The organism is Psychrobacter sp. JB385, from assembly GCF_900163785.1.
Lineage (GTDB): Bacteria > Pseudomonadota > Gammaproteobacteria > Pseudomonadales > Moraxellaceae > Psychrobacter.
Map to the genome: position 1 here is coordinate 127,941 of NZ_FUKN01000014.1, position 25,926 is coordinate 153,866.

Below are 25,926 nucleotides of genomic sequence, written 5' to 3' on the forward strand. Positions count from 1 at the left end.
ATGTTTGCTCTTAATTCAACTGTAACGACCCTTTCGCATTCATCAACAGCTCAACCACATCATCACCGCTAATCACCTCAAAGCGTTTGTCGATGTCTGCTTCTTCCAAACCATTGTGTTTCATGCAGGCACCGCAGACCAGTACTTGTCCGCCTTTTTCGATAAAAGCTTCTAGCAATTCGCCAGCAGGTTCAAATGGCGCGCCAATATTGACATCGTCTAGCGCATTTGGTTTTGCCAGATGTACCGCATCCACCATCAATATCACCGTGGCAGAGTGGCCTTTTTTGAGTGCCACGCCAGCCATGGTGAAAGCTAGAGTGATTTTGCTTTGGTTTGATTCACTATTATCAAATAACGTACCGACAAAATCTGTCGTGTTAGCCATATTATTCTCCTTATCAGACTATATTTAGTTGAGTTGAATGTCATACTCACTACTATCCTAACATTTATTATATGTATTTATATAATGAGTTGTTATGAAATAGTAGCCATAAGGTTACGTGGCTGTGATTTGTTTTAAATGCACGCTTAGCAAAATATATTTTAAGCTAAGCGGTTTGATTATCACTCCGTTGGCGGCCATGGACGATCAGCATCGCTCTCTATCCATTCGGCGACGTAGCCAGTTGGTGGTAGGTCCCAATCAGACTGCCCCAATGCTGCCAGCACTTGTGCCGTATCGATCACCCGACCACCTTTGGTCACGCCCGTACGCAGTAACGCAGAGGAGCAAGGTTTGCCTTTGACCCACATGGATTGCTCGATATAGAGCCAGCGCGCATCGATACCGACCATTTTGGTCTTTAGCGTGACCTTTTCAAAGGCACGAATACGCTTGCGATATTGAATGGTGCTGCCAGCGATGACCAGACCCCAGCGCTGTTTTAGCAGCTGCGTGCCAAGTCCGCTACGCACCGCAAAGTCCATACGCCCCAAATCATACAGCGTGAATACGCGACCGTTATTCATCTCCAAGAAATTATCGATATCCGTCAGACGACAGCGAAACTGAATCTCGCTGGTTTCTTTTAGGGTTAAGGTATCGCCCTTTTTTGCTTTTAAGGCGGCATGAGCGATGGTGCTGGCATAACGGATAAATGGGTACATAAGGTCGTCTCGAAGGTTTAAAGGACAGCATTAAAAGTCGTTAGATTAGGAGCTATTGTCAGGGGTACTTAAGCCTATTTTTTACGTGACTCGACCCCAATCCAATTGAAGTACGCACTCACCGTTTCGGGTATCCAGTTGATATCGAATTTTGAAGATTTGACATTAGTATTGTTTTTGGCTTGATCTTTATCTGAGCGATAACGCAAGTAGCCGATATGTCCACCATGCTCAGTATCTAAGATCGTGACGCTATCAGAGACATCGTTCGGTGTCGCGGTAAAGCCAATAAACGGGTCGTCTTTTGCGCTGATGAGTAATAAAGGCTTGGTCACTTTGATCAAATAGGGAAGGGCGGATGAGGCTTGATAGTAATGATTGTTAGAGCGGTAGCCATGACGCGGCGCGGTAAAGATATCATCAAAGTCACTGATGCGATTGACGGCTTTGATCGAGTCAATCTCCTCTTGAGTAATATCATTGGCTAAGGCTTTTTTGATAATTGGATTGAGCAAATAAGGCGTATAAATTCGATGACTTAAAAAGCTATGCATACTAAGCGCCGCTGATGACATATCGACGGGAGCGGAGATGACGGTAGCGCCTTGGCAGAGCGCTTCGTCACCGTATTCACCCATGTATTTTGCTAGGGCATTGCCACCCAAAGAGACACCGACCGCATAGATATTGGCGTATTGTTGCTTTAGATTTTGCAGCGCGTGATGCACTTCATCGGTATCACCCGCATTATAAAAAACTCTACCATTAGCAGGAATACCGCCGCAACTGCGAAAATGTGCCACCACGAAGTGCCAACCTTGCGCGTGCATCTGGTAAGCCAATGCACGCGCATAATGACTGTCGCTGCTGCCTTCCATGCCATGGAATAAGACAATCAATGGCGTTTGCTCAAGCGCGCCGTTTTTCGATGCGTCTACTGGATGCGCATCATAAAAATCGTAAGCAATATCGCTTTCATCCAATGAGTCTTTTTCGACTACGCGGCGATAGGTTGGTGCTTTTGGCGCAAAAAACTTGGGCAAGATGCTTTGCAAGTGTGGATTGGTTAGCCAAAAGGGCGGTTTAAACGGCGTTGGAGAAAAAGGTTTGGTTGAGGTTGACATATTTTGGTCTTATTTAATGATCGTGGAAAAACAAAAAGGTAGCGTGGTAAGGTTTTTTTATCATAACGCCAGTATCTGTAAAAACCAATAATTTTCAGTGGACGCATGATTACTGAAAATGGCTGATAAGCTAATAAATGGCGACTGAATACAACTATAGTGAAACCATTATAAAAATGGTATAGCAAGATTAAACGCTATTTTTCGCAGCCTCTGGAGACGCAGTCACAGCAAGCAAGAAAAGTAGCGTTTAATCGAGCGCGTTTCCTATGCTGTATCAATTTTATTGAGGTTCTACTATATCTAAGCGGCTAATGAGAAAGGTTAATCAGGTTTTCTAGACTTCTGGCTGATCCAATACGCGACCATCCATCGCAAGTCGCTCTTTTAAGTTATCGATATCCGCCTCAGCCAATGTCGCAGTCAATGTTACTTGCTTGCTATAAGCAACGTCATCAATACGACCGTTAAGGCTGTCAACCACATAACGGCACTGCGCTTCGGTCGCAAACTCCGCCAGTATCTGTACTTGTATCAATGGCACGTGCTCAAGCAGGGTCATCATATCTACAGCTGCTTGCGCCGATCCTGCATATGCGCGCGTCAGACCGCCAGCGCCCAGTTTGATACCACCGAAGTAGCGCACCACAATGATAATGACATTGCCAATCGATTTATGCTGCAAGACATTCAATATCGGTTTGCCTGCGGTGCCATTTGGCTCGCCATCATCGTCGAAACCAGCGCTGGTCGTATTATCAGGGTCACCAATGATATAAGCCCAGCAATGATGACGGGCATCGGCGTATTGCTGACGTAATTGTTCCACGTGAAACATAGCGTCTTCTCGTGAGGTAACAGGATAGGCGTAAGCAATAAACTCAGATTTTTTGATTTCTAGGCGCGCAGTGACAGCACGTTTTAGGGTTTGATAGCTCATATTTCATCAGGCTTAGGTTGGATATGGTAAACTGGTCTAACTTTCACTGTCTGCCGTATTTGGCGCAGTGTTCATTTTATTTTTTATTATAGTACCACTTCTGACCAGTTAAGATAGCGAACAAGAATGATGTGCAAGCTTGTGAGATTGGCTTTGAGGCAGAATGGGTATCCCAAAACGGATGGTAGTTAAGCGTATGCGTCTAGATAAATTTATTAGTAAGGCCACTGAGCTGTCGCGCAAAGAATCAAAAAAGATTATGCACGCAGGCGAAATCACAGTGAACGATCAGATCGTCAAAGATCCAGGATTGCATGTCGATATCGCCAATGATGATGTGATGTGGGCAGGCGAGCCGTTATCGGTCGCCACAGGTAACCGCTATATCTTACTGCATAAACCTGAAGGCTTTGAATGTACGCTAAAGGCGAAAGAGTATCCAATCGTCACTGAACTGATTGCGGTACCAGAGCTGGGCAGCTTACGCATCGCTGGTCGACTCGATGTCGATACCACAGGCGCGCTGCTCATCAGTGATGATGGCGGCTGGCTACACCGTGTGACCAGTCCGAAGCATGAGCATGCCAAGGTCTACGAGCTAACTTTAGCAGACGCAATGGACAGCGACGCCCAAGAAAAAGCGGTCAAAAAGGTTGCCGAAGGGATTTTGTTAGAAGGCGATCACGAACCCACCAAGCCTGCGATTCTTGAGTTCATCGATGAGACACATGCGCGTCTGACGCTAGAGCAAGGCAAATATCATCAAGTCAAACGTATGATGGGCTATTTTGGTAACAAAGTCGTCGAGCTGCATCGCGCCAGCATTGGTCATATCAACTTAGACGGTCTAGACAAAGGCGACAGTCGTTTCTTAACCGCAGAAGAAGTGGCGAAATTTTAGTCTCTGACTTCTTTAGTATGCGCATTCATACTACTATTTAAATCACCGGTTTAAATTTATTAGCAGCCACGACACCGTGTGCTGCTTTTTGCTGTCAGCTATTTCTACTTGTGATTCTCCTTAGTTATTTTTGCGGTCTGCTTGTGTTGCCTGCCTCTTAAAGCTGGGTAGCAATTTTGCAATAACGCGTTTTTAAACCTTTGTAAACGCCTTCTACATGCTACAGTCTATTTTTCTTTTTAATATATGTTTTTGCATAATATATGGCTCATATGCTTTTTGTAAGCTAGGTATAAGCACTATGTTGATGACCAAAACATACTCATTATGAAAAACCAGATAGGACTGTCTCTGTGAAACGCTCTTTATTAATCTCTACTACTCTCATCGGTACTTTCATTGTAGCAACCACTGCCTGTGCTCAGCCCACTCCCAAAGAGGCTACGAGTCAAAACATCAGCCAAAACACGATAAATAGTCAAGCCACTGGCACGATGAGCCAAGCCATTGATAGCCACTTGCGCCAAGTGCTCACGCAAGCCGGTATTAAAACGCAGATTACCTCTATCGCGCCCTCAAACTTGCCCAATATGTATCAGGTGAATCTTGCAGGACAAGCACCGCTACATATCACCAAAGACGGCAAATACGTCATTCAAGGTGAGCTACAAAAGAACCCAAGCAAGCGGGTAGTGACCAAAACGCTGCCGCGCAGTCATAGTGAGCAAATAGGTCAACCAGTCAGCACAGCTGTTAAATCGGCAATGCTTGCTAACATGAGCGCACTCAAAAACATGAGCACTAAAACACCGTTTTTTTATACTGCTGTACCAGGTGTGATTTGGGGTGCGACTTTAGAAGGCGTACCTTTTTTACTCTCAGATGATGCGCAGTACATCACCGATGGTGAGATATCTGTGATAGAAAATGGTCAGTTCGTGGGTCTGGACACCGCATTTGAGCAACGCAAAAATCAGTCGGTATTGGCGACTTTGGATAACAAACAGCTGATTCGCTATCCTGCTACCAGTACCGAGAAAGCCGTGATATATGTGGCTGATGATGTCAACTGCCCGTATTGCCGTCGATTTCATCAGCAAATACCCATGCTCAATGCCAAAGGCGTGACGGTCAACGTGATTGGCTATCCAATATACGAGCAGTCGCCCGCGCAAATGCGAGGTATTTGGTGCCAAGGTAGCGAAAGCAGTCGTCGGCAGGCATTCGATAAGGCGATGCTACAAGGTGAGATAAACCCCGCATCAGCGAGCTGTAACGTCGATCACGTGACGCCCAATCGTGACAAAGCGGCTGGACTGGCGGTGATAGCAACCCCTGCTATCTACCGTGAGGACGGTGTGCTGTATCAAGCAAGTTTCGAGAGTCCCGAGTTTTTAGAATTTTTAGGTATCGAATAATGATATTAGAACCGCTTACGTTCTTTGCCACTAAATACCTTAAATGACGCCATAAAAAACCGCTTTATGAGCTGATTCATAAAGCGGTTTTTTGTTTAACTTACCAATATGTTGAATATCAAAAGCGGTCTTAACTTATTTATGGCAAGACAATATCGACGATCTTCCATTGAATAAGTCCTTGGCGCTGCATCTCGATAGTCAGCGGATACCCCTTAACCTGACCGCTGATATTAAAGCAATTGATACCGCAATAGCTCAGAGTTGGTTTATCACTGTCTGTGCCTTGGGCGGCCTGTTGCTCAAGCTCTGCTGCTTGTTTTTTCATGATTTGCTGCATCTGGCTTTGTACCACAGCATTCACATCACCGCGCTGAAGGATTAAATTTTGAATAAGGTTTTTTAAATCCACCTGATTGCTCGCGATGGCCCAAGCAGCAGCCAACTCTTTAGTGGCGGTATTGGCTTGGCCTTGAGTATCAATAATCTTTTCGACGTTTTGTGGCGTGATGGCACCATCGACGGCTTCGGTGATAAAACGGTTTGCCGCTTGCGTTAATGGCTCACCGCCCAGCTCTGCGACCAAAGGGTATTTGGTCATGGTTGTAGTAAACTGCGTGGTCAGCTGATTCTGAATACTGGGCTTTACTTGGTCATAATCGATGGCGGCTGCAATGGTAGCGCCGTCTTTATCCTCATAAGCATTTTTGAGCTGATAAGCGCTGTAATAAGGCGAACCTGCATACACAGCTATTGCAATCACGATCAATAACACAATCAGCTTCTTCATAAAAATGGGTACCTTATCACAAAATTAATAGAGTCAAATATAAACAAAATACTCAATCAAACCGTTTGAATAATGCTAAATATTAGCATGGCCCATACAAATTAAGGTATGAAAAGCTTTATCCGTTCCTTAATGGAACCTTTTTGACAGGTTTGAATGGTTTTAGCGCACACTTTCCCTATCTAAGCGCTTGATAAATGGCAATACCATCTCCATAAATAGCGCAAACTTTTAATAACTGATTTGGCTAAGCAGCATCCTGCCGTATTTGCTCGTAAGATTCATGATTCTCTTGTTATTGACTTTTTTATCCCCTATGTTTCATGTGAAACCTTTGGAGACGATAAAGGGTCAAAGATAAAAGAGAGAAGCATCATATCTATGAATCGACTGGCCGGTGGACTGTAAAGACGATAGGAGAGCCCATGAGTAAGCGCGATTTTTATGAAGTATTAGGTGTCAGCAAAACGGCTGACAGTAAAGAGATTAAGCGAGCCTACCGCAAGCTGGCGATGAAATACCATCCAGACCGCAACTCTGATGATCCTGATGCTGAAGACAAATTTAAAGAAGCGTCTATGGCTTATGAAGTACTGAGCGACGAAGAAAAGCGTTCAGCATATGACCGCATGGGTCACTCTGCATTCGAAAACGGCATGGGCGGTGGCGGTTTTGGCGGTGCAGGTGGTGGTAACTTCCAAGACATCTTTGGCGATATCTTTGGTAACTTTGGCGATATCTTCGGTCAGTCGCGTGGCGGCGGTGGACGTTCGCGCCGTGGTTCAGACCTGCGTTATGTGATTGAGCTTACCTTAGAAGAAGCGGTGCGCGGCTGCAAAAAAGAAATCAGCTTTACTGCGCCGGCTCCATGTGACACTTGTGATGGTAAAGGTGCCAAAGATGCCTCTGATGTCGTGACCTGTCAGATGTGTCATGGTCAAGGCCAAGTGCGTATGCAGCAAGGATTTTTTGCGGTTCAACAAGCTTGCCCACAGTGTGGCGGCTCTGGTAAGCAAATCAAAAACCCTTGCCCTGACTGTCATGGTAATGGTGTTAAAGACAAGTCGCGCACATTGGAAGTCTCTATTCCAGCGGGCGTCGATGATGGCGATCGCGTGCGTCTGGCAGGCGAAGGGGAAGCGGGCGGCGCTGGCGTACAAAATGGCGACTTGTATGTCGAAGTACGCGTCAAAGCGCACAACGTCTTTACGCGTCAAGGCGCCGATTTATATATGGATGTGCCTGTGAGCATCACTGATGCGGCACTTGGTAAAGAAGTTGAGATCCCAACCTTAGATGGTAAAGTAAAAATCAAAGTCGCAGAAGGTACGCAGAGTGGTAAACTGCTACGTGTACGCGGTAAAGGCGTGACGCCAGTACGCACCACGATGAAAGGTGATTTGATCTGCCGTGTGGTCATTGAAACCCCTGTCAACCTAACCCGTGAACAAAAAGATCTGTTACGTCAGTTCCAAGATACGTTAGATGGTGATAGTAAGCATCAACAGTCGCCACATAAAAAATCATTCTTCAAAAAAATCGGCGACTTGTTTGACTGATTATTTAACTCAGACAGACTGTTGTTAGGTAGCTATACTGAAAGTAAGTCCAAAGGTTTCACATGAAACCTTTGGGCTTTTTCTTGTGCGGATAAAAAACCACTCAAGTAGCGATATTTGTTAAACTGGCGATAAATGATATCCAAAAATAACCCCGCCAAATATAAAGTATGTAAGGTAGAGATATGAGTCAACAAATAAAAGAACAAGCCATCAAAGTTGGTGTCATCGGTGCAGGTGGTCGTATGGGTCGTATGCTTATCGAAGCCGTACAAAACAATGTGAAGACCACACTGAATGCAGCGATTGAACGCCAAGGATCGAGTCTCGTCGGCGCGGATGCAGGCGAGGTGGCTGCTATCGGACGTTTAGAGGTGCAAATCGTTGACGAGCTAGAAGCTGTGATTAATGACATCGATGTATTGATTGATTTTAGCTTGCCTGATGCCACCGAAAAGAACATGCAAGTTTGTGCCGAGCATAATGTCGCGATGGTCATTGGCACGACAGGATTTAACCAGCAGCAAGAGCAAGTATTGGCAGAGGCCAGTAAAAAAATCGCGCTCGTTTACGCAGGTAACTACTCTACAGGCGTCAATCTGTCCTTAAAACTATTAGGAATGGCCGCCAAAGCGTTTGGCAATGACGCTGATGTAGAAATCATCGAAGCGCATCACAAACACAAAATCGATGCGCCATCTGGTACTGCATATATGATGGCAGAAGCCGTCGCAGACGCTCGTGGACAGAACCTAAAAGACGTCGCTATCTACGGTCGCGAAGGTCAAACGGGCGAGCGTGAAGCGGGTACGATCGGTATTCATGCCGTACGCGGCGGTGAAATCGTCGGCGATCATACCGTGATGTTTATCGCTGATGGTGAGGTGGTCGAGATTACGCACCGCGCACGAGCGCGCATGACCTTTGCCGCAGGTGCTGTACGTGCCGCGACTTGGGTGACCGAGCAAGTAGTCGGGCAGTATGATATGCAAGATGTGCTGGGTTTGAATGACTAGAGCGCATTGCTGATGGCTCAAAAATTTCAGGAGACGAAGGTGAATCGTATGAAGAACAAATTGGCTAGTACTATTTTTGCGGTCAATATTGCCAAAAATATCTGCTTGCCAGCGTTTGCACTGAGTCTGCTCGTCCTGCCAATCACAGTACAAGCCAATAGCGCTCAAACCTATGTGATTGACACTTATGGCGGTGCCGCGCTCCTGCCAACAGTAAGGCAACAACTCAATAATAGCGCTGATGGCGGTACCGTCAGCGTATACCAAGATAAGTTGGTACTAATAACAACACCCCACAATTATCAAATGATACAGCAGCTACTCACGCAGATTGACCGTCAGCCACAAGCGCTTACGGTCGCTGTACGTGTTGGAAATAACAGCAGTGTTCAGGGTAACATGCGGCAAGGTCAGGTTATCATCACCAATCGCGGTATTCAGAGCTCGGGCGTTTGGAATCAAAGCAGCCGTCAGCAACAAGGTAATAGCTTGTACCAAGTTCAAACCTTGTCTGGCAGTGCAGCCAGTATTGGGACAAGCATGTTGTGGTCATTGGCGCAAAGCTACTATCCCACGGCGACAATGTATTCTAACCCGACAGGGCAGATCATCATTCAGCAGCAAGTATTGCTACCAACGACCCAAGGCATTAGCGTGACACCGCGGCTACTGCCGAGTGGTCAAGTCGAAGTGAGGTTGTCACAAGTTGAGGAGCGACTGGGGCGATCCAACCCATCTTACAATGGGCACAGCATGAGCAGTAATAGCATTCAAGGCCAAAGTCTGAACAGTACCCTCATTGTGCCACGTGACCAATGGGTGACGATTGGAGAGATTTCACAGCGCTCAACCAGCGTTAACAGTTACGGCGCTGCCAATAGCTATAATAGCGTGCCGATTTCTTTGATGGTGCAGTAGTAGGTAAGCGTTATATAGTCAGTGAGAAGTAATACCGATACATCTTACACTGCTGATATCGATTTTCTTGCTTGTTGTGCCTGCGCAGACAGAGGCTGCAAAAATTGATATCAGCAGTACCGTAGCGCTTTTGAGATATTTTGATTATAGCTGGTAATCGATATAGCTAAGCACATAAATAAATGCATATAAAAAAGCGCGGTACTGTCAATCACAGTGCCGCGCTTTTTCAATGATTGCTCATCAATTATTAGTCAACATATACCACTTCTAGAGGCGGAAACCCATTAAACTCAACCGATGAGTAAGAGTTGGTATACGCACCTGTGGTCAACCAAAAGATTTTATCACCGATCTCAAGCTCTTCTGGAAGCTGGTAGCCTGCTTCTTCATACATGATATCCGTTGAATCACAAGTCGGGCCTGCCAAGACAACCGTGCCTTCACTGGTTGAGGTTTCCATCTTTGGCGTATAGACAGGATATTTGATAGATTCGCCAAGCGTTTCAATCAAGCCTTGGAATAAGCCCACATCCGTATATACCCAGCGCGTCAAATCAGTGTTTGATTTACGAGAAATCAAGACCACATCACTGACCAAGACGCCTGAACCGCCAACCAATGAGCGCCCAGGCTCAAGAATGATCTCTGGCATGTCTTCCGCATCATAATCATCGGTCAAATAACGATTGATTTCTTCAGCATAAACTTTGATTGGGTTGACTTCACTGATGTAGTTGGCTGGAAAACCACCACCCAGATTGATCATTTGCAGCTTGATGCCTTCCTCGTTTTTCATCCAGTCAAACATGTATTTGACCTTGGCAAGCGCGTCATCCCAAGCCGCGACATCTTTTTGCTGACTGCCCACATGGAACGAGATACCATAAGGCACCAGACCCAATTCGCGCGCTTGAATCAACAGCTCAATCGCCATATCAGGATGACAGCCAAATTTGCGAGACAATGGCCATTCAGCAGTCTCTGACCCTTGCACCAAGATACGCACAAAGATTTTTGAACCAGGTGCATGCTTGGCGATGTTTTTTAGGTCCGCTTCTGAGTCGGTCGCATATAGATCAATGCCTTTTTCAAAGGCGTATTTGACATGTTCTGCTTTTTTAATGGTATTGCCATAAGAGATACGTGACGCTTCTACACCGCAATCAAGCACGCGATCCAATTCATAGATGGATGCACAATCAAAATTTGAACCAAGCTTGGCAAGTAGGTCAATGACTTCAACAGCAGGGCTTGCTTTCATCGCATAGTGGATTTTAGCATTCGGGAAAAACCCCACCATTTCATGAAACTTTGTTTTAATACGGCTTAGATCCACCACCAAAAGAGGCGTCTCGCGACCTTCAGCGGCTCTGGTGAATTTCTGCCAGCCGGCAGGGTCAAAATATTGGTCAATTTTGATCATGGTCATGGTAAAAAACCTTTAATGAAAAAAACATACGTGAAAAAAAGAAAGCTTATGTCTCATCATGAGTGTAGCGTCACATTGTTATCATAGCGTGTCATAAAGCGATGAAAATGGTACGCAGACAACATTTGGCTGAAAAGATAAATGCATCAAGAGTTGGTTGGTTGCGGCTGCTTATCAGCAGACTGCTCGCCATGTTTTTCGCGAATTTTGATGACTTTACGCACCTTATCGCGAGCGCGCGTTTGTTTTAGACGGGATAAATAATCAACGAAGATGACACCGTTTAAGTGATCCATTTCATGCTGGATACAAACAGCTAATAGCCCTTCGACCTCTTCATCGATTTTGTCACCGTTTTCATCCAAAGCCTCGATACGGACTTTATTAGGACGCTCAACCTTGTCATAAACGTCAGGGACAGACAGACATCCTTCTTCGTAGGCTTGTTTGTCTTCTACCAATGGGGTCACCTTAGGATTGATGAAAACCCGCGGGCTATTTTTATCTTCCGACAAATCCATGACGATCAGTTGAATGTGCTGATCCACTTGACTGGCAGCCAGACCAATGCCTTGTGCATCATACATGGTCTCAATCATATCAGCGATCAAGGTTTTGATTTCAGCAGTCACTTCCTTCACAGGCTTTGCAATGGTACGTAAGCGTGGGTCTGGATAATTTAAAATAGGGAGTAATGCCATAATGCTCACCTCAATGATAAGGATAAAATAGGGTTGGTATTATAAGATAAATGGGGACAAAAGTAATGCTTATCAATACTTTCGCGCGCATATACTCTTGTAGATTCCTATAAATACCATACGATAACTTTTATAAGGTCAACAAAAAGCCCTGCAATCTGCAAGGCTTGTTTATGGTGAGTTTATTATTATTATTCACACAGTATTTATTATATATAGTTATACACGGCGTTTGGTAACAATCATCTCATACAAGAACAGAAGAATAATAGCACCGATCACAGAGAAGATTAAACCGGTAAAGCCGCCGTCTGCATCAATACCGATGAGTCCTGCAAGGAAACCACCTAACATCGCACCCACGATACCCAATACAATCGTCATGATCCAGCCCATAGGGTCACTGCCTGGCTTAATAGCACGTGCCAATAGACCAGCAACCAAACCTACGATAATCATCCAAATAAAGCTCATGTTATTCTCCTAATTTATTGTCATTTATAATAGTTTGCGAGTTTTGATACGTTTATTGTAATGACTGTATAAAAATAAAGGTAAGCGCGAAATGTTACCAGTGTATGAGCTATGTGAGAAAATCAAGGGATTTGCTAAGATGGAGGGAGGATAAGTAAATGAAAGGTTACAAAGGTAGCAAAGACGCTAATAGCACAAGAACCTCACATCTAAAACTGTTAGTAAAAGCGCTCTAACGTTCGACAATAAAAAAGCGCCGCTTGTCTGGTATGACGCGACGCTTCATTTATGCATTGAAGAAACAGGTATATGAAAGGAATAAAAAATCCCTTAGTCGTACTAAAATTTTTACTAGCGCTGACGCAATGATGTCAATAGACGCTGATGTATCCCTTCAAAACCGCCATTGGACATGATCACAATCGCATCGCCTGCCTGTGCATGGACGACAATGTGCTCAATGATGGCATCAATACTTGCAAGGACTTGTTGATCATTGATATTGTCTTGCGCAGTATTGGCTTTTTCAATTACCTCTTTTAAGCCCCATTCTAGTCCCGTCGGCTCATACCATATAGTATGGTCAGCGAGGGTAGCAGATTCGGCCAAGCTGTCTTGATGGATACCCATCTTCATGGTGTTGCTACGCGGCTCGATAATGGCCCAGATGCGTCGACCTGCCAGTTTCTTTTTGGCACCATCCAGCGTTGTCGCAATGGCAGTTGGGTGATGAGCAAAATCATCAAATACCAAAATATCATGAGCATCACCGATAAGCTCCATGCGGCGTTTGATACCAGCAAAGGCAGATAATGCAGCGCAAGCAGTAGCAACGCTGACGCCAACATCATAGGCGGCAGCGACTGCCACTAACGCATTATTGACGTTATGAATACCGCTCATTGACCAATCAACGATGGCGGTTTCATTATTGTCCGTAAAAATAATTTTAAATTGACCACCATCTTGACTGATGAGCTCCGCTTGCCAGTCACTATTGTTGTTTAGGTTAGTCTCTTTTGCTGGTTCCTCAGTCACAATGGTATCAAGCACCGAAGTACGCCAAATAGGTGTCCATACCCCTTTTTTTAGCGTGTCTTCTAAGCTAATAGTTGCAGCGGGCATGATGATTTTGCCTGTGCTTGGAATCATGCGTACCATGTGATGGAACTGAGTTTGAATGGCATTAAGATCGGCAAAGATATCAGCATGATCAAATTCAAGGTTGTTTAAAATGGCAGTACGCGGGCGGTAGTGCACGAACTTTGAGCGCTTATCAAAAAAGGCTGAGTCGTACTCATCCGCTTCAATCACAAAATACCCAGTCTGCGACGAGTTATCGCTGTCGTTTTCTGCGCCCAGATAACTGCTGTGTGCAAAGACTTGTTGTAGATGGGCATCAGGCGTATCAACCAAGGGAACCCCGCCAATCAAAAACCCTGTATCAATACCAGCATAATGCAGTATCCAAGCTAGCATGGTGGTGGTCGTGGTCTTGCCGTGAGTACCAGCAACCGCGATCACATGACGAGATTGCAGTACTTGCTCAGATAAAAATTGTGGCCCTGACGTGTAGCGCAGACCTGTGTCCAGCATGTACTCGATGACATCCATGCCACGCTTCATGGCATTGCCAACGACGACTAAATCTGGTGCAGGTTGCAAATGCTCAATCAGATAGCCTGACTCAATCGTAACGCCTGCATTCTCAAGCTGGGTGGACATAGGCGGATAGACATTGGCATCTGATCCTGTGACGGTATGCCCAAGTGCACGCGCAAGCAGCGCCAGCGAACCCATAAAAGTACCACAAATACCAAGAATATGAATATGCATAGACGTTCCGTACAAGCTAAATTAAGAGAATAAAAGGATAGAGTGATCCGTAATTTTAATGGAGATTCATTATCAGATATACTCGCCCTAACGATTGTAAGCAATGATGATATCTTGCTACAAAAAGAGCAAAGGCTGATTAAAATATCAACGCGATAAATAGCCATTCATTGTAAAGTAAACACTATGAGATGACCAATAAAAAACGCCTAACTAGTAGGCGTGGTTCAGTGCATCTATTCGATTGATTGCATCATATTGCGTATAGTGTTAAAAACGAGAGAGTAGTATTCAAAACCAAAGAGGCTGTTTTTTAGGTCTGTAATGGCGTTTGTATAAAAGTATTTTTATCTAAGAAACAGGTCACCTAAAAAATAAATTATCTAAAAATAATCTCCCTTAAATACCACTTCTTCAAAACCTTCTACAGCATGATTATTGACGCGACAAAATATAGTCATTATTCGGGGTTTTGTCCGCATGCATCAAGATTAGATGATTGTCTTGAATGTCATAGCTTTCAATCTTTTTATCTTCATAAACGATGGTAATGGTGTTGTTGTCTTGGCGATACACACCCGATTCAAGTAAAGGTGCACGCGGGCTGTCAGGATTATTATAGATACTGGTTTTTGATACTGAGCCATCAGCGAACAGATTCAAGGTGACATCGATGCTACTACAAGCATCACAAGGCACCATACCACCATAATCGCCCATTAGCGTGGCCTGTAAGGTGTTATTGCGATTACTTGACTCTGCTCCCATAAGGGATTGGGTGGGGTTGGCGTCACTACTTGATTGCGCAGCTGCGATTAAGGACTGGCCTTCTGAGGCGTCATTCAGTCCGTCATTAGACTGAAGAAGGCTACCATCTTGCAAATTTTGGGTCAGATTTTCTGAGTCAGCTTGGGCTACGTTGTCAGAAGAGGCAAGCTGATTTGCTAAGCTTTTGTCATCATTAGAAGAGGCACTATCACAACCAATCAGCGCAACACAAAGTGGTAGCACAAGTAGAGAGCGGCCAACACGTTTGGCTACAGTAAGCATCGTTGCGCAGGTAGGCGCAGAATATATCATGGTCACCCCAAAGAACAGTTTATTAAACAATATTTGTTGTCACACAAGGCTTCTTATCACGCAATGCAGCTATAGATCACCAGTACGACTAATGATGCTATTTGGTTATAAAAATACATTGAAAAAAATGGATAAAAAGCATCAACAAAGTATTTGGGTTTTTAAGGCCATAATCGTGTATTTATCACTAATAACCTATTAAAAACGATAAATATCTAATGATATCAGCCAATTAAAAAGTCTAATAGAATGAATCAAGATATCAAAGGTTAGGAATATCTCTGTGGACTTTTTGTTATGAATAAAAGCTGAAGAGATAAATATAGCCGTTTACACAGTCACCAAAGCAACTTATAAAGGTGGTTAAATAGGCCTAACAGTCGCCTCATCCAAACAAGGACAAATAATCAAGTCATATACCTGTTTGGATGAAGGATTATAGCGGAAAAGCAAGTTGAATTCTAACCCTCTTTTAGGCAAGGCGGTTAGGTACAGTAGGGCGTAAGATACGCCACAGTATCAACACATGCACAATCAATAGCACAGCAAATAAAATCAAAGACTGCTCAGGAATACTCAATCCCATAAAGGTCCAGTCAACCGTGGCACATTCACCAGAGCCTGCAAACACTTCCCTGAATACTTGTAAAATCGGCAAAGTATCTAACCAATAATCCAAACCAGGGCCACATGAAGGCACTTGATCGGCAGGCAAATGCTGGAGCCAAACGTGACGCGCTGCGACGATCGTTGCCCAGCCAATACCTGCTAAGCTACCAACCCATAATATCAATCTTACCACCATCGATTTTGGGTTAAATAGTGCCGATATCAGAGCGAAGCCGCCCATGATAATCAGACCAACACGTTGGAAAATACAAAGCGGGCAGGGTGTTAGGCCCAAATGACGCTGCAAAAAGAACAGCGCAAAACTCATACCTATCACGGCCATTATCACGAGAAATACTTGTAGATTGCGGTAAGTGGTCAGCTGTAGCATCAGGAGGTTACTCTTGTAAAGTTAGTCATCTATAAAGGATAAATAGCCAGTAAGAATTAGCGATATTGCTGCAAAAATTCCATAAAGTCTTGTGTTTCGGCGGCTTCAATCTCAGCTTGCTGTAGTATAGATTTTTCGGCCAGTACTTCATACTTTGCTTGAGTATTTGGGCTAAGTGTTTGCTGTAATAAAGACTCACGATGCTGCTCAGCCAGTGTAAAACCAAGCTGCCATAAGCTACCTAGGCGCTTACTATCAGAGTTAACTTGTGCTGAGATGGTTGACTCAGGATGTCCCGCTTTGCCTTGCATCAAAGCCACCGCCGCGCGGTAATCATTGCCACCATAATGAGCATCTAATAAGGCTGCTAATGGTTGCATACGCTCTAGATGGGTCAGCATCCAGCTCTCAAGCAACTGCTCTTCACCATTGTCTAAGATATGCAGACCTTCACGGCGACCTTCATTCACCACGCGCTCAAGGTTGATGGCCAGCGTCTCTTCTTCTTCTGGCAATAGATCAGGCGAATCACTAAGTAGGCAGTACAAGGCCATCACTTCTAAGAAGCAAGCGCTTGAAAGACGAATACCAACATCGCTATATGGATCAAGGTCAATGGCACGAAACTCAACATAGGCAATACCGCGACGCTCAAGCGCTTCGGTTGGCGTCTCACCGCTCAATGTGACTTGTTTGGGACGAATAGGACTATAGTATTCGTTTTCTATTTGTAGAATATGATTATTGATCTGAATGGGATTGCCATCCGCATCTTCTAGACCCAGCTTCTCAAAGCTTTCGTGCGGGGTTTGAATGGCACGGCGCAGTCCCTCAACATATTCTGGCAAATAGTTATAGCGGATATCAAGATGCTCTTGCACGCTATTGGTATAGCCAAGCTTGCCCATGCGCAGACTGGTTGCCGTAGGCTTGTAGTAAGTTGACTCATTGAGCAATTCTAAATCATGCTCACGGCCCGCTATAAAACAAGGACAAACGCTTGGGCTGGCACCCAATAAATAAAGAACAAGGCTGGTTAAACGCTTAAAGTTACGAATAAGACCTAGGTATTTTTCATTTTTAAATTCTGTCAGCGTCTGGCTTTGCGTAGCAGGGGTTTGTGCTTGCCAAGCTTCAAACAACTCGTCACCAAAAGACAGGTTATAATGCAAACCTGCAATCGTCTGCATGCGGCGACCATAACGGATACCAAGACCACTGCGATATAAGGTTTTCAGCTTGCCCGTATTTGAGCTGCCATAATCCGCCAATGGAATGTCTTCATCATCAGATGACAGCATACATGGCATTGAGAGCGGCCACATGAGCTCGCCTTCTGGTATGCCTTGATAGACCAACACATGCAGCTGACGAAGCATGTTTAGGGTTTCTTTTGGAGACGTTTTGGGATCAGTAATGAGCTCAAGTAAGCTTTCTGAATAATCTGTGGTGATAAAAGGATGGGTGAGTTTTGATCCAAGTTTGGTAGGATGCGGGGTTTGAGACAAAAAACCATCAGGCCTCACGCGCAGGCCTTCTTTTTCGATACCACGCAGCATACCTGTTAAATGTGTGCTGTCAAACCAGTTGGGAATGTCAAAGCTGACAAAGCTACTCGCTGAATTACTCATAATAGTCATCTATTGTTATTTATTATGGCGAATCAAAACACGACTGGCGTTTGACCATAAAAGAAGTAAATATTGGATTTAGAATTCCGTCAGTTTAGCTCAAAGCTGCTTTGAAAACCACGAGCAATTACAAATACGATAAGCTTTGCAAAGGCACGTCTGCCTATCTTTTGGCAGCTGTTTGGCGTCAATAACGTTTCTGCTAGACGATATAAAATCGATAAAAAAAGCATCTACCCAATAGATAGATGCTATGAAGGCGCTGTATAAAGCTATATATCATAGCGCCAGCGAACCACTAAGGCATCTTGATAAGAAATAGGTAGATACCTTAAATAGAGAATGACGAGCCACAGCCACAAGTGGTGGTGGCATTAGGGTTGGTCACTATAAAGCGCGCCCCTTCTAACCCTTCCGTGTAATCAACGGTAGAACCTTGTAAGTACTGATAACTAAGCGAGTCCACGACCAGCGTCACATCGCCATTATCAAAATTGGCATCGTCTTCGTTTAAGTCATTGGCGAAATTAAAGCCGTAAGAAAAACCTGAACAACCACCGCCTGTCACATAGACACGCAGCATAAGGTCGCTATCGCCTTCTTCTTCACGTAGGCGACGTACTTTTTGTGCGGCGCTATCGGTGAGTCTTAATACGGTTGGATCTACAGGCTGGCTGGCGCTTGGGTTAAATTGGTTGGCTGATTCGTTCATATCTACCTCAGTTGCTAGGATCAAATGCTTTCGTCGTCCTGTTTGGGTTTGCTATATATAGGTTGCAAATAAAGATACGTACGGCGTTTGATTCGATTGGGTGCTGTCATTAGGGCGGTGCTGTCGGCTATGCTATTAAGTGCCATGGCCACAATTTTGTGGATTGCTGACGCTCATCTGGTAGCAGTATATCATAATGGGGATAAGGATTCGTTTGTCAAGCGTGCGACGATCAACCAAATTTACTGCTCTGGCAGAAGTCACTTATTGCGCCATTATTTGTGATAACGCCCATCAATTATTCATCAAATAAACACTTAGTTTTGAAATAGTTATTTAATCATTTGCCTATGCGTCAAGCGTTTGAAATAATAGCCGCCATTAACATGCCAGATGTGTGTTTTTCTGCTTGCCCATATTTTATATTACTGTTGAGATGAAGAAATTATATGATCGAATTTAAAGACGTTGGTGTTCGCCGTGATGGTCGTGAATTGTTTGCAGGTGCAAGCTTCCAGCTACATCCGGGCCACAAAGTTGGCTTAACGGGCAATAACGGCACAGGCAAATCTACGTTGTTTGCTTTGTTGTTGACACAGATGGGCAAGGGCGAGACCGAAGTCACACTCGATAGGGGAGAAGTCAGTATTCCAGATAGCTGGCATGTGGCACACATGGCGCAAGAAGTGGGGGCGAGCACCCAGACCGCGATTGATTATGTGCTCAGTGGTGATGAACAGTGGTATGAGATTAATGCAGCTTTAAATGACTTAAGTAGCGTGAGCGATGAGCAGATTGGTGTCTTACATCAGCAATTTGATGAGATTGATGGCTATCGTACGCCAACCAAGGCAGCGCAAATCATGGCGGGTCTTGGCTTTAATACCAGTCAGCATGAGCTGCCAGTAGAAGGGTTTTCGGGTGGTTGGCGCATGCGCTTAAACCTTGCCAAAACCTTGATGAGCCGAGCCGATTTGATGCTGCTCGATGAGCCAACCAACCATTTGGATTTGGATGCGATCTTGTGGCTTGAAACCTGGATTAACGCGTACACAGGGTTGGTCATTGTTATCTCGCATGACCAAGCCTTCTTGGATGCGACAGTTGGTCATATCTTGCATGTTGAACAACAAAAAATCACCCTTTATACCGGTAATTATCAGCAGTTTATTCGTACGCGTCATGAGCGTATGGCGCAGCAGCAGCAAGCGTTTGAAAAGCAGCAAGCGACCAAAGCGCATTTGGATGACTTTATTCGTCGCTTTCGTGCCAAGGCCAGTAAAGCCAAACAAGCGCAGAGCCGTATCAAACAGCTTGAGCGTATGGCAGAGCTGTCACCGATGATGGCAGACAATCCTTTCTCGTTTCGGTTTTATGAGCCTGCCAATATGAGCTCGCCACTGATTGAGCTGACTCAGGCAGACATCGGTTATAGCGATACGCCACTATTGCATAATGCCAATGTACAAGTCACGCCCGATACGCGTCTTGGTTTGCTTGGGATGAATGGCGCGGGTAAATCGACGCTGATTAAAGCCTTAGTGGGTGAGCTTGGCGTGCTGTCAGGCACTTACCGTGCATCTGATACCCTCAAACTTGGCTACTTTAACCAGCACCAAATGGACGTGCTAGATGCCACTGCAACGCCATTACAAATGATGCGCCGATTGGCAGGCAAGACCTCAGATGCCGAGCTGCGCTCTTTCTTAGGCAGTTTTGATTTTCGCGGTGATCGCATTGATACCCCAAGTGAGCTATTCTCGGGTGGCGAGCGTGCGCGTCTGACTTTAGCATTGATTGTCTGGCAACGTCCAAACGTCCTTGTCCTTGATGAGCCAACCAACCATTTAGATTTGCAAATGCGCCAAGCCTTGACCATTGCACTGCAAGGCTTTCAAGGAGCAGTAGTACTCGTGTCGCATGACCGTGAGCTGATTGCCAACGTCTGTGATGAGTTGTTTTTGGTGCATGATGGTCAGATTGATGAGTTCGAGGGCGACATCAGTGACTATGGTAAATGGCTTGCTGAAAAGCGTAAGCAAGAAAATGCGCAAGACAAAAATACTGGCAAGAAAAAGAACAAAAAAGACAGCAAGAAGTTTGTTTCACGTGAAACAAAGAATACCGCATCTGAACATCAAGCTGCTTCTGATTTAACAACCCAAAAAAGCGCAGGCTCAGTTGCTAATAGCACAGTCTCGCACAATAAAGCTTCTACTCAATCGACACTGAGCAAAGAAGAACAGCGTAAACTGGCCGCAGAACAACGCAAACTGACCGCGCCTGTGCGCCGTGACATTGAAAACACCGAAAAAACACTGGCTAAAATCAATGAAAAACTGAGCGCGCTTGAAGACAAACTGGCTGACACCAGTCTTTATGAAGACAGTCGCAAATCTGATTTGATGGTTTTATTGAATGAGCAAACGGCATTACAGCAGCAGCATAATGACAATGAAGAGCAGCTATTACAATCCATGACGACATTAGAAGAGATGGAAGCCAGCTTTGAGTAAATCGTTCAATATAGAGATTTTTAATGATTTATTAGGCAATGATCTGTTTAAAACCCAATCGTAAAAAAGGGAAGGCATAGGCCTTCCCTTTTTTATTACATCATTCTTTATTCTTTACGGTATTTACCATCTCCATAAGAGAGGATCTTCATCGTCGTGGTACATAACTGGCAATCTATCTGACTGGCAGCAGCTTTCGATAAATCAAGAATGCGGCCTCTAATATAAGGGCCTCGGTCTGTGATTTTGACCACGACACTTTCTTTTGTCTTTTGGTTGGTTACTTGTACTTTTGTCCCGAACGGCAGGGTTTTGTGTGCCGCGGTGAGAGAGTTCATATTGAAGATACTACCACTTGCGGTACGTTTACCATGAAACTTACTACCGTAATAACTTGTGTTAGCAGCGAACACCGTGGTACTCAGCAATATTGACAACGTCACAACCAGAGACTTAATTAAATAAGACATTTAATACCTTTTTTCTATGAACGAAATAGACAGAAATATCTGCCTATGTTATCCATACCCCCTATGAGTATAAATAATCGACGTATTCTACAAGGAAGAACTTGTTATATTCTTACTGTGATGTAGGAGAACTTTCAAAGGCAAATGTTTGTTTTTTAAGAGAAAAAAGTGTTTTTAACCATAAATAGACACGTTATAAATCTGCATAATATTCTGTGAAGCATTGATTCTTATAAGCGAGACTACAAAAATGCTCACCAAAACGGATTAGGAAAGCATATTTTTTATTCTCATAACCGTGTGTGTCCAAAAAGCTACTAGTAACATTTAAGAAAAAATAGTAGTGATCTCCAAGTAAAAGCTATTAATTTGAAAAAAATGGGCTAGATAGAGTGTAAAGTTGACTATAGGAAGTAGCTTAGAAAGTCAGTGCGCCTACTTTATTACGTAAAAACCATAATTAGGTAGGAATCATAATTAGATAGAAATCTTAGCTCATTGCGTACTTAAAAATAGCAACGAAAATTTACAATTCATATATATTTATATAATTTTCATTACAAATATGTTGCTTTATAGATGCTTTACGGTTAGTATTTTTCTCCGAACAAATATTAACTATTGGAATCAAATATGAAGAAAGCTGTTGCAGTGGCATTATTGGCCATTTTGACTTCAGGATGCGCGACGCAGAACTATCTTGTTTCGTCACCAGCGGCACCAAGTACGGCTGTTGAGGCCGATGCTAGTAAGATGCAGACATTTTTTGTCAGTGGTTTGGGTCAGGAGCAGGAAATTGATGCAGCCCAAGTATGCGAAGGCAAAGAGAATGTTGGTAGTATTCAAACTCAAAGTAACTTTGTCAATATTGTATTGGGCATTGTCTCTTACGGCATCTATACCCCTCGCCAAACCCGTGTTTATTGCAAGTAAGGAAATACTATTATGAAAAAACTAATGACCATGGCACTAATGGGTTCGGTATTGTTGGCATCAGGTTGTGCCACGCAGACGGCTCTTATTCAGCCAACTCAACAAGTGACACCAACATACGCTAAATCACAGTCTTTCTTTATATCAGGTATTGGACAAACACAATCTGTGAATGCGGCTGAAGTTTGCGGCGGCGCGGCAAATGTGGCCAAAGTACAAACCATTCAATCCCCTACAGATGTTGCTTTAGGTGTGGTAACGTTCGGTATCTATACGCCTCGTACTGCTAAGGTTTTCTGTAAATAAGTAATATTTATACGTCCGCCTAAAAGGCAGTCAATAATAAGTATGAACAAAAAAAGAGTGAACAGTTACTGTTTGCTCTTTTTTTTGAGTTTTTTAAATAAGTGTATTCGTAATGTCAGCTCACTTCACTCTTGGTAATATTTATATAACGGTATTTGTTTGTTTTATTGATATCATCATCTATAGACGATAGTTATCATCTGTTATGTCGCAGTCAAACAAATTTTCACACCATAACGTTTAAAATTGGCATATCAGTATCATTTACCTGCTTTTATTTTGAGGAAAACAACATGGCAGAGAAAAACTACTATGACATTTTAGGGGTCAAAAAAGACGCCTCAGACGCTGATATCAAAAAAAAATACCGTAAGCTTGTGCGTCAATATCATCCAGATGTCAGTGATGATCCAGATGCTGATAATAAGATTGCAGAGATCAATAACGCTTATGAAACCATCAGAGATAAAGACAAGCGCGCTGAATATGACGCCATGCTAGACAATCCTTTTGCAGGTCAAGGACAGGGCTTTGGTGGTCAGTCTGCGGGTGGCAGTCAGGGCGGTTTTCGCTGGGAAGATATGAAGGGACAATTTGGTGATGGCGAAGCGTTTGGCGAGGGTGGTTTTCGTTTCGACGATATATTTTCAGCATTTGGACGCGGCGCGCGCGGCTCAGCCAATGGACAGTCTCAACGTGGGGGTTTTGATCAATTCGGTGGTGGATTTGGTTCGCAAGACAGTAAAGGACAAGATCAGCACGCTGAGATTATGGTTGACTTGGCCTCCGTTTATAATGGGGACGACTACAGTATCAAGTTAAATGTGCCCGTACGCCAGCCCAGTGGTAGCGTCGATTATGACAACAAAACGCTCAAGATTAAAATCCCTAAGGGCATCACTGATGGTAAGCAAATCCGCTTAGCAGGACAAGGGGCTGCTGGTAGTGGTGGTGGTAAAAACGGTGACTTATTCTTAAAAGTAAAAATTCGTCATGCCGACAATATCCGTATCGAAGGTGCGGATGTTTATCAAACCGTAAATATTGCACCATGGGAAGCGGCACTGGGCGAAAAAATCAATGTGACCACACCAGCCGGCACATTAGCAGTCAGCATTCCCAAAAATAGCAAGTCGGGCAGCAATCTGCGTCTAAAAGGCAAAGGTATTCCGGCCAAGCAGGCAGGTGATTTGTACTTAACCTTAAACATCGTCAATCCTGATATCAAAACTGATGCCGCCATCCACGCTTATGAGCAATTAAAACAAGCCTTTGCCGATACCAATATTGACCGTTAATAATAATGATTTATCATCGCTAAAAACCATTGTAAGAGAGATAAAACCATACGAGAACGACGACACAAAGCGTAAACGAGGATAATAACTATGAAACACTCGCCTGAATTTACCGATATTATCATGAGCCTAGATGAGCTGGTATCTACCTGTGGTCAAGAGCGCCAATGGGTCATCGAATTGATTGAAGAAAATATTATTGAATACGATGTGCCAGAGCGTGAGCAGTTCACGGGTTACCAGCTAACGACTGTGCGCCGCGCCTCACGTTTGAGTCGCGATTTTGACGCCAGTGTGCCAGCGATTGGTTTGATACTTGAGCTATTAGATGAGCTTGAGCAGCTACGCCAACTAAAACGTCAGCTAGACACGCAAATGCCAGTGATTGAAGTGGATATTGATGATTTGAAACAATAAGACAACCATACAGAATAGACGATAAAAAAGAGCCAAGTGGCTCTTTTTTATATTTATGAATAACCAAAAATAGCGGATATACATTGGTACTTCATCGAGCGTATTTTCTTTTGGGCCGTAGTATTTCAAGTTTTAGCTCGAAACAAACCCATTTCTTTTAGCAGACCAGACGACTGATAGTCCTAATAAGGCAAGCGCAAGGACTGCCCACGGAAACGATACCGCGCCAATGCGTTGTAATAGTATTGCACCTGCTACGCCGCCGCAAGCGATCGCTAGGTTGAATACGGTCACAAGCATGGACTGTGCAACATCAGCGTTATCACCTGCGGCTCCTGCAAGTGCGGTCTGTAGCAATATTGGTGCGCCGCCAAAGGTCAGTCCCCATATGGCTATACCCACTAGAACGATGACTGTGGAACCACCAGAGAAACCCAATACTAACGCTCCTATCGCAAACACACTCAGACTTATCAAAGCCATTAACCGTAGCCAGTTATCTACTAGCAGACCAGTAAGCCAAATGCCTGCGATGGCAGCAATGCCGAATAGCAGTAATATCGCATCCACTCGCTGTGCCAGCCCGACCGATGCTAAAAATGGCTCAATGTAAGTATAGAGAATGTTGTGAGCTGCGATCCAGACAAATAACGTGAGCAATACAGGGCGAATACCTGGCATCGAAAAAACGTGCCGGATGGATAGGCGCTGTTTGGCTGATTGACCAGCGAAGTCAGGTAATGCCAGACGTACCCAAATCAATGATAGCAATGTTAACGCTGACATGATCCAAAACACGCCGCGCCAGTCCAATAGTAGACCGAGCCATGTTCCTAGAGGTACGCCAAAGGCTAGTGCAATTGGTTGACCCACTCCCGTTATTGCTAATGCACGCCCTCGCATATTGTCTGCCACCATACGTAATACATAGCCAGGTAGTAATCCCCATATCACTCCTGCTGCCATACCTGCAGCAAAGCGTGCCGCTATAATGATTCCATAGCTGCTCGACAAGGCCGTAATAACATTGAATACCAATAGACTACCAATTGCCAATAAGAACAATCGGCGGCGATTCCAACTACGAGTGGCGGCAATCACGGGGATAGCGGCTAGCACAGAGCCTAGTGCATAAAACGTGATCAGCTGACCTGCTAGTGCCTTAGAAACACCTAAGGACTCACTAATTTGTGGTAACAAACCAGCTGGCATCGTTTCGGTCATGATAGTGAGAAAGCCTGCTAGCGTGAATGCCAGCAGCTTCCAGATAGGTAAACTTGGGGCGTTAAGCCCAGAGGTTTTAGGGTCGTCGATATTCATAGAGCCTTTGCCTCCACTGCC

The 25,926-nt window shown here is 44.3% G+C and carries 25 protein-coding genes; 10 read left to right on the forward strand and 15 right to left on the reverse strand.

The features are described 5' to 3' along the window. Positions 1 to 10: 10 nt before the first annotated feature. The 4 genes from CZ794_RS11635 to CZ794_RS11650 all read right to left on the reverse strand — a co-directional run bounded on the left by CZ794_RS11635 (position 11) and on the right by CZ794_RS11650 (position 3,177). Positions 11 to 388: a DsrE family protein gene (locus CZ794_RS11635; RefSeq protein WP_087041780.1), complete on the reverse strand. Its 378-nt coding sequence runs from the start codon at positions 386 to 388 to the stop codon at positions 11 to 13. Positions 389 to 570: 182 nt separating this feature from the next. Then, positions 571 to 1,113 carry an acyl-CoA thioesterase gene (locus CZ794_RS11640; RefSeq protein ID WP_087041781.1) on the reverse strand — a complete coding sequence of 181 codons (543 nt, stop codon included), beginning with the start codon at positions 1,111 to 1,113 and terminating at the stop codon, positions 571 to 573. Positions 1,114 to 1,187: 74 nt separating this feature from the next. Continuing rightward, on the reverse strand, positions 1,188 to 2,237 hold the full coding sequence (locus tag CZ794_RS11645) for a YheT family hydrolase (protein ID WP_087041782.1): 1,050 nt from the start codon (positions 2,235 to 2,237) through the stop codon (positions 1,188 to 1,190). A 337-nt stretch (positions 2,238 to 2,574) separates the two neighbouring features. Further along, the gene (locus tag CZ794_RS11650) at positions 2,575 to 3,177 is read right to left on the reverse strand and encodes a YigZ family protein (RefSeq protein ID WP_087041783.1); all 603 of its coding nucleotides are present in this window, start codon (positions 3,175 to 3,177) and stop codon (positions 2,575 to 2,577) included. 196 nt (positions 3,178 to 3,373) lie between these two features. Between CZ794_RS11650 and CZ794_RS11655 the strand changes: the two genes are divergently transcribed. Then, the gene (locus tag CZ794_RS11655; protein WP_062845775.1) at positions 3,374 to 4,078 is read left to right on the forward strand and encodes a pseudouridine synthase; all 705 of its coding nucleotides are present in this window, start codon (positions 3,374 to 3,376) and stop codon (positions 4,076 to 4,078) included. Between the two features lie 353 nt (positions 4,079 to 4,431). Further along, positions 4,432 to 5,496: a disulfide isomerase DsbC N-terminal domain-containing protein gene (locus tag CZ794_RS11660; protein WP_087041784.1), complete on the forward strand. Its 1,065-nt coding sequence runs from the start codon at positions 4,432 to 4,434 to the stop codon at positions 5,494 to 5,496. Between the two features lie 139 nt (positions 5,497 to 5,635). On the opposite strand, the gene CZ794_RS11665 is transcribed toward CZ794_RS11660, so the two are convergent. Next, positions 5,636 to 6,286: a DUF2939 domain-containing protein gene (locus CZ794_RS11665; protein ID WP_087041785.1), complete on the reverse strand. Its 651-nt coding sequence runs from the start codon at positions 6,284 to 6,286 to the stop codon at positions 5,636 to 5,638. 425 nt (positions 6,287 to 6,711) lie between these two features. On the opposite strand from CZ794_RS11665, the gene dnaJ reads away from it, so the two are divergent. The 3 genes from dnaJ to CZ794_RS11680 all read left to right on the forward strand — a co-directional run bounded on the left by dnaJ (position 6,712) and on the right by CZ794_RS11680 (position 9,779). Beyond that, positions 6,712 to 7,845 (forward strand): molecular chaperone DnaJ, encoded by a 1,134-nt coding sequence (dnaJ, locus tag CZ794_RS11670; protein ID WP_087041786.1) that lies wholly within the window; start codon positions 6,712 to 6,714, stop codon positions 7,843 to 7,845. Between the two features lie 185 nt (positions 7,846 to 8,030). Then, positions 8,031 to 8,861 (forward strand): 4-hydroxy-tetrahydrodipicolinate reductase, encoded by an 831-nt coding sequence (gene dapB, locus CZ794_RS11675; protein ID WP_087041787.1) that lies wholly within the window; start codon positions 8,031 to 8,033, stop codon positions 8,859 to 8,861. 48 nt (positions 8,862 to 8,909) lie between these two features. Continuing rightward, a complete protein-coding gene (locus tag CZ794_RS11680) occupies positions 8,910 to 9,779 on the forward strand; it encodes a hypothetical protein (protein ID WP_179207307.1) in 870 nt (289 codons plus the stop codon). A 250-nt stretch (positions 9,780 to 10,029) separates the two neighbouring features. Here CZ794_RS11680 and CZ794_RS11685 read toward each other — a convergent pair whose 3' ends face one another. From CZ794_RS11685 to erpA, 8 genes are all read right to left on the reverse strand, one after another. Continuing rightward, the gene (locus CZ794_RS11685) at positions 10,030 to 11,205 is read right to left on the reverse strand and encodes a type III PLP-dependent enzyme (protein ID WP_087042179.1); all 1,176 of its coding nucleotides are present in this window, start codon (positions 11,203 to 11,205) and stop codon (positions 10,030 to 10,032) included. 152 nt (positions 11,206 to 11,357) lie between these two features. Further along, entirely contained in the window at positions 11,358 to 11,912 is a 555-nt protein-coding gene (gene def / locus CZ794_RS11690) for a peptide deformylase (RefSeq protein WP_087041788.1), read from the reverse strand. A gap of 219 nt (positions 11,913 to 12,131) precedes the next feature. Then, positions 12,132 to 12,386 (reverse strand): GlsB/YeaQ/YmgE family stress response membrane protein, encoded by a 255-nt coding sequence (locus tag CZ794_RS11695; RefSeq protein ID WP_087041789.1) that lies wholly within the window; start codon positions 12,384 to 12,386, stop codon positions 12,132 to 12,134. A gap of 351 nt (positions 12,387 to 12,737) precedes the next feature. After that, positions 12,738 to 14,222: a UDP-N-acetylmuramate:L-alanyl-gamma-D-glutamyl-meso-diaminopimelate ligase gene (mpl, locus tag CZ794_RS11700; protein ID WP_087041790.1), complete on the reverse strand. Its 1,485-nt coding sequence runs from the start codon at positions 14,220 to 14,222 to the stop codon at positions 12,738 to 12,740. Positions 14,223 to 14,657: 435 nt separating this feature from the next. Then, positions 14,658 to 15,302, reverse strand: coding sequence for a copper resistance protein NlpE N-terminal domain-containing protein (locus CZ794_RS11705; protein ID WP_087041791.1), 645 nt, complete (start codon positions 15,300 to 15,302; stop codon positions 14,658 to 14,660). 472 nt (positions 15,303 to 15,774) lie between these two features. Continuing rightward, positions 15,775 to 16,302: a disulfide bond formation protein B gene (locus tag CZ794_RS11710; protein ID WP_087041792.1), complete on the reverse strand. Its 528-nt coding sequence runs from the start codon at positions 16,300 to 16,302 to the stop codon at positions 15,775 to 15,777. A gap of 56 nt (positions 16,303 to 16,358) precedes the next feature. After that, positions 16,359 to 17,933: a glutamate--cysteine ligase gene (gene gshA / locus CZ794_RS11715; RefSeq protein WP_087041793.1), complete on the reverse strand. Its 1,575-nt coding sequence runs from the start codon at positions 17,931 to 17,933 to the stop codon at positions 16,359 to 16,361. A gap of 331 nt (positions 17,934 to 18,264) precedes the next feature. Then, positions 18,265 to 18,645 carry an iron-sulfur cluster insertion protein ErpA gene (gene erpA / locus CZ794_RS11720; protein WP_062843495.1) on the reverse strand — a complete coding sequence of 127 codons (381 nt, stop codon included), beginning with the start codon at positions 18,643 to 18,645 and terminating at the stop codon, positions 18,265 to 18,267. Positions 18,646 to 19,094: 449 nt separating this feature from the next. Between erpA and CZ794_RS11725 the strand changes: the two genes are divergently transcribed. Further along, on the forward strand, positions 19,095 to 21,161 hold the full coding sequence (locus CZ794_RS11725) for an ABC-F family ATP-binding cassette domain-containing protein (RefSeq protein WP_087041794.1): 2,067 nt from the start codon (positions 19,095 to 19,097) through the stop codon (positions 21,159 to 21,161). 107 nt (positions 21,162 to 21,268) lie between these two features. Here the strand turns inward: CZ794_RS11725 and CZ794_RS11730 are convergent, their stop codons facing one another. Continuing rightward, positions 21,269 to 21,631, reverse strand: coding sequence for a septal ring lytic transglycosylase RlpA family protein (locus CZ794_RS11730; protein ID WP_087041795.1), 363 nt, complete (start codon positions 21,629 to 21,631; stop codon positions 21,269 to 21,271). Positions 21,632 to 22,264: 633 nt separating this feature from the next. Between CZ794_RS11730 and CZ794_RS11735 the strand changes: the two genes are divergently transcribed. From CZ794_RS11735 to CZ794_RS11750, 4 genes are all read left to right on the forward strand, one after another. Further along, positions 22,265 to 22,564, forward strand: a complete 300-nt coding sequence (locus CZ794_RS11735) for a Bor/Iss family lipoprotein (RefSeq protein ID WP_087041796.1) — start codon at positions 22,265 to 22,267, stop codon at positions 22,562 to 22,564. 12 nt (positions 22,565 to 22,576) lie between these two features. Further along, positions 22,577 to 22,870 carry a Bor family protein gene (locus CZ794_RS11740; protein WP_087041797.1) on the forward strand — a complete coding sequence of 98 codons (294 nt, stop codon included), beginning with the start codon at positions 22,577 to 22,579 and terminating at the stop codon, positions 22,868 to 22,870. A gap of 293 nt (positions 22,871 to 23,163) precedes the next feature. Continuing rightward, complete coding sequence (locus tag CZ794_RS11745; RefSeq protein WP_087041798.1) at positions 23,164 to 24,168, forward strand: DnaJ C-terminal domain-containing protein; 1,005 nt, start codon at positions 23,164 to 23,166, stop codon at positions 24,166 to 24,168. A 90-nt stretch (positions 24,169 to 24,258) separates the two neighbouring features. Further along, positions 24,259 to 24,585, forward strand: coding sequence for a chaperone modulator CbpM (locus tag CZ794_RS11750; RefSeq protein ID WP_087041799.1), 327 nt, complete (start codon positions 24,259 to 24,261; stop codon positions 24,583 to 24,585). A 132-nt stretch (positions 24,586 to 24,717) separates the two neighbouring features. Here CZ794_RS11750 and CZ794_RS11755 read toward each other — a convergent pair whose 3' ends face one another. Next, the gene (locus tag CZ794_RS11755; protein ID WP_087041800.1) at positions 24,718 to 25,905 is read right to left on the reverse strand and encodes an MFS transporter; all 1,188 of its coding nucleotides are present in this window, start codon (positions 25,903 to 25,905) and stop codon (positions 24,718 to 24,720) included. Positions 25,906 to 25,926 lie beyond the last annotated feature (21 nt).

Excerpts from the sequence above, each read along its gene's own strand:
- CZ794_RS11695 (WP_087041789.1), bottom strand. The coding sequence starts at position 12,386 with ATGAGCTTTATTTGGATGATTATCGTAGGTTTGGTTGCTGGTCTATTG.
- gshA (WP_087041793.1), bottom strand. The coding sequence starts at position 17,933 with ATGAGTAATTCAGCGAGTAGCTTTGTCAGCTTTGACATTCCCAACTGG.
- dnaJ (WP_087041786.1), top strand. The coding sequence starts at position 6,712 with ATGAGTAAGCGCGATTTTTATGAAGTATTAGGTGTCAGCAAAACGGCT.
- CZ794_RS11655 (WP_062845775.1), top strand. The coding sequence starts at position 3,374 with ATGCGTCTAGATAAATTTATTAGTAAGGCCACTGAGCTGTCGCGCAAA.
- CZ794_RS11665 (WP_087041785.1), bottom strand. The coding sequence starts at position 6,286 with ATGAAGAAGCTGATTGTGTTATTGATCGTGATTGCAATAGCTGTGTAT.
- mpl (WP_087041790.1), bottom strand. The coding sequence starts at position 14,222 with ATGCATATTCATATTCTTGGTATTTGTGGTACTTTTATGGGTTCGCTG.
- CZ794_RS11730 (WP_087041795.1), bottom strand. The coding sequence starts at position 21,631 with ATGTCTTATTTAATTAAGTCTCTGGTTGTGACGTTGTCAATATTGCTG.
- CZ794_RS11645 (WP_087041782.1), bottom strand. The coding sequence starts at position 2,237 with ATGTCAACCTCAACCAAACCTTTTTCTCCAACGCCGTTTAAACCGCCC.
- CZ794_RS11745 (WP_087041798.1), top strand. The coding sequence starts at position 23,164 with ATGGCAGAGAAAAACTACTATGACATTTTAGGGGTCAAAAAAGACGCC.
- CZ794_RS11710 (WP_087041792.1), bottom strand. The coding sequence starts at position 16,302 with ATGCTACAGCTGACCACTTACCGCAATCTACAAGTATTTCTCGTGATA.
- CZ794_RS11685 (WP_087042179.1), bottom strand. The coding sequence starts at position 11,205 with ATGATCAAAATTGACCAATATTTTGACCCTGCCGGCTGGCAGAAATTC.
- CZ794_RS11735 (WP_087041796.1), top strand. The coding sequence starts at position 22,265 with ATGAAGAAAGCTGTTGCAGTGGCATTATTGGCCATTTTGACTTCAGGA.
- CZ794_RS11640 (WP_087041781.1), bottom strand. The coding sequence starts at position 1,113 with ATGTACCCATTTATCCGTTATGCCAGCACCATCGCTCATGCCGCCTTA.
- def (WP_087041788.1), bottom strand. The coding sequence starts at position 11,912 with ATGGCATTACTCCCTATTTTAAATTATCCAGACCCACGCTTACGTACC.
- CZ794_RS11750 (WP_087041799.1), top strand. The coding sequence starts at position 24,259 with ATGAAACACTCGCCTGAATTTACCGATATTATCATGAGCCTAGATGAG.
- CZ794_RS11680 (WP_179207307.1), top strand. The coding sequence starts at position 8,910 with ATGAAGAACAAATTGGCTAGTACTATTTTTGCGGTCAATATTGCCAAA.
- erpA (WP_062843495.1), bottom strand. The coding sequence starts at position 18,645 with ATGAACGAATCAGCCAACCAATTTAACCCAAGCGCCAGCCAGCCTGTA.
- CZ794_RS11650 (WP_087041783.1), bottom strand. The coding sequence starts at position 3,177 with ATGAGCTATCAAACCCTAAAACGTGCTGTCACTGCGCGCCTAGAAATC.
- CZ794_RS11705 (WP_087041791.1), bottom strand. The coding sequence starts at position 15,302 with ATGATATATTCTGCGCCTACCTGCGCAACGATGCTTACTGTAGCCAAA.
- CZ794_RS11635 (WP_087041780.1), bottom strand. The coding sequence starts at position 388 with ATGGCTAACACGACAGATTTTGTCGGTACGTTATTTGATAATAGTGAA.
- CZ794_RS11740 (WP_087041797.1), top strand. The coding sequence starts at position 22,577 with ATGAAAAAACTAATGACCATGGCACTAATGGGTTCGGTATTGTTGGCA.
- CZ794_RS11725 (WP_087041794.1), top strand. The coding sequence starts at position 19,095 with ATGATCGAATTTAAAGACGTTGGTGTTCGCCGTGATGGTCGTGAATTG.
- CZ794_RS11755 (WP_087041800.1), bottom strand. The coding sequence starts at position 25,905 with ATGAATATCGACGACCCTAAAACCTCTGGGCTTAACGCCCCAAGTTTA.
- dapB (WP_087041787.1), top strand. The coding sequence starts at position 8,031 with ATGAGTCAACAAATAAAAGAACAAGCCATCAAAGTTGGTGTCATCGGT.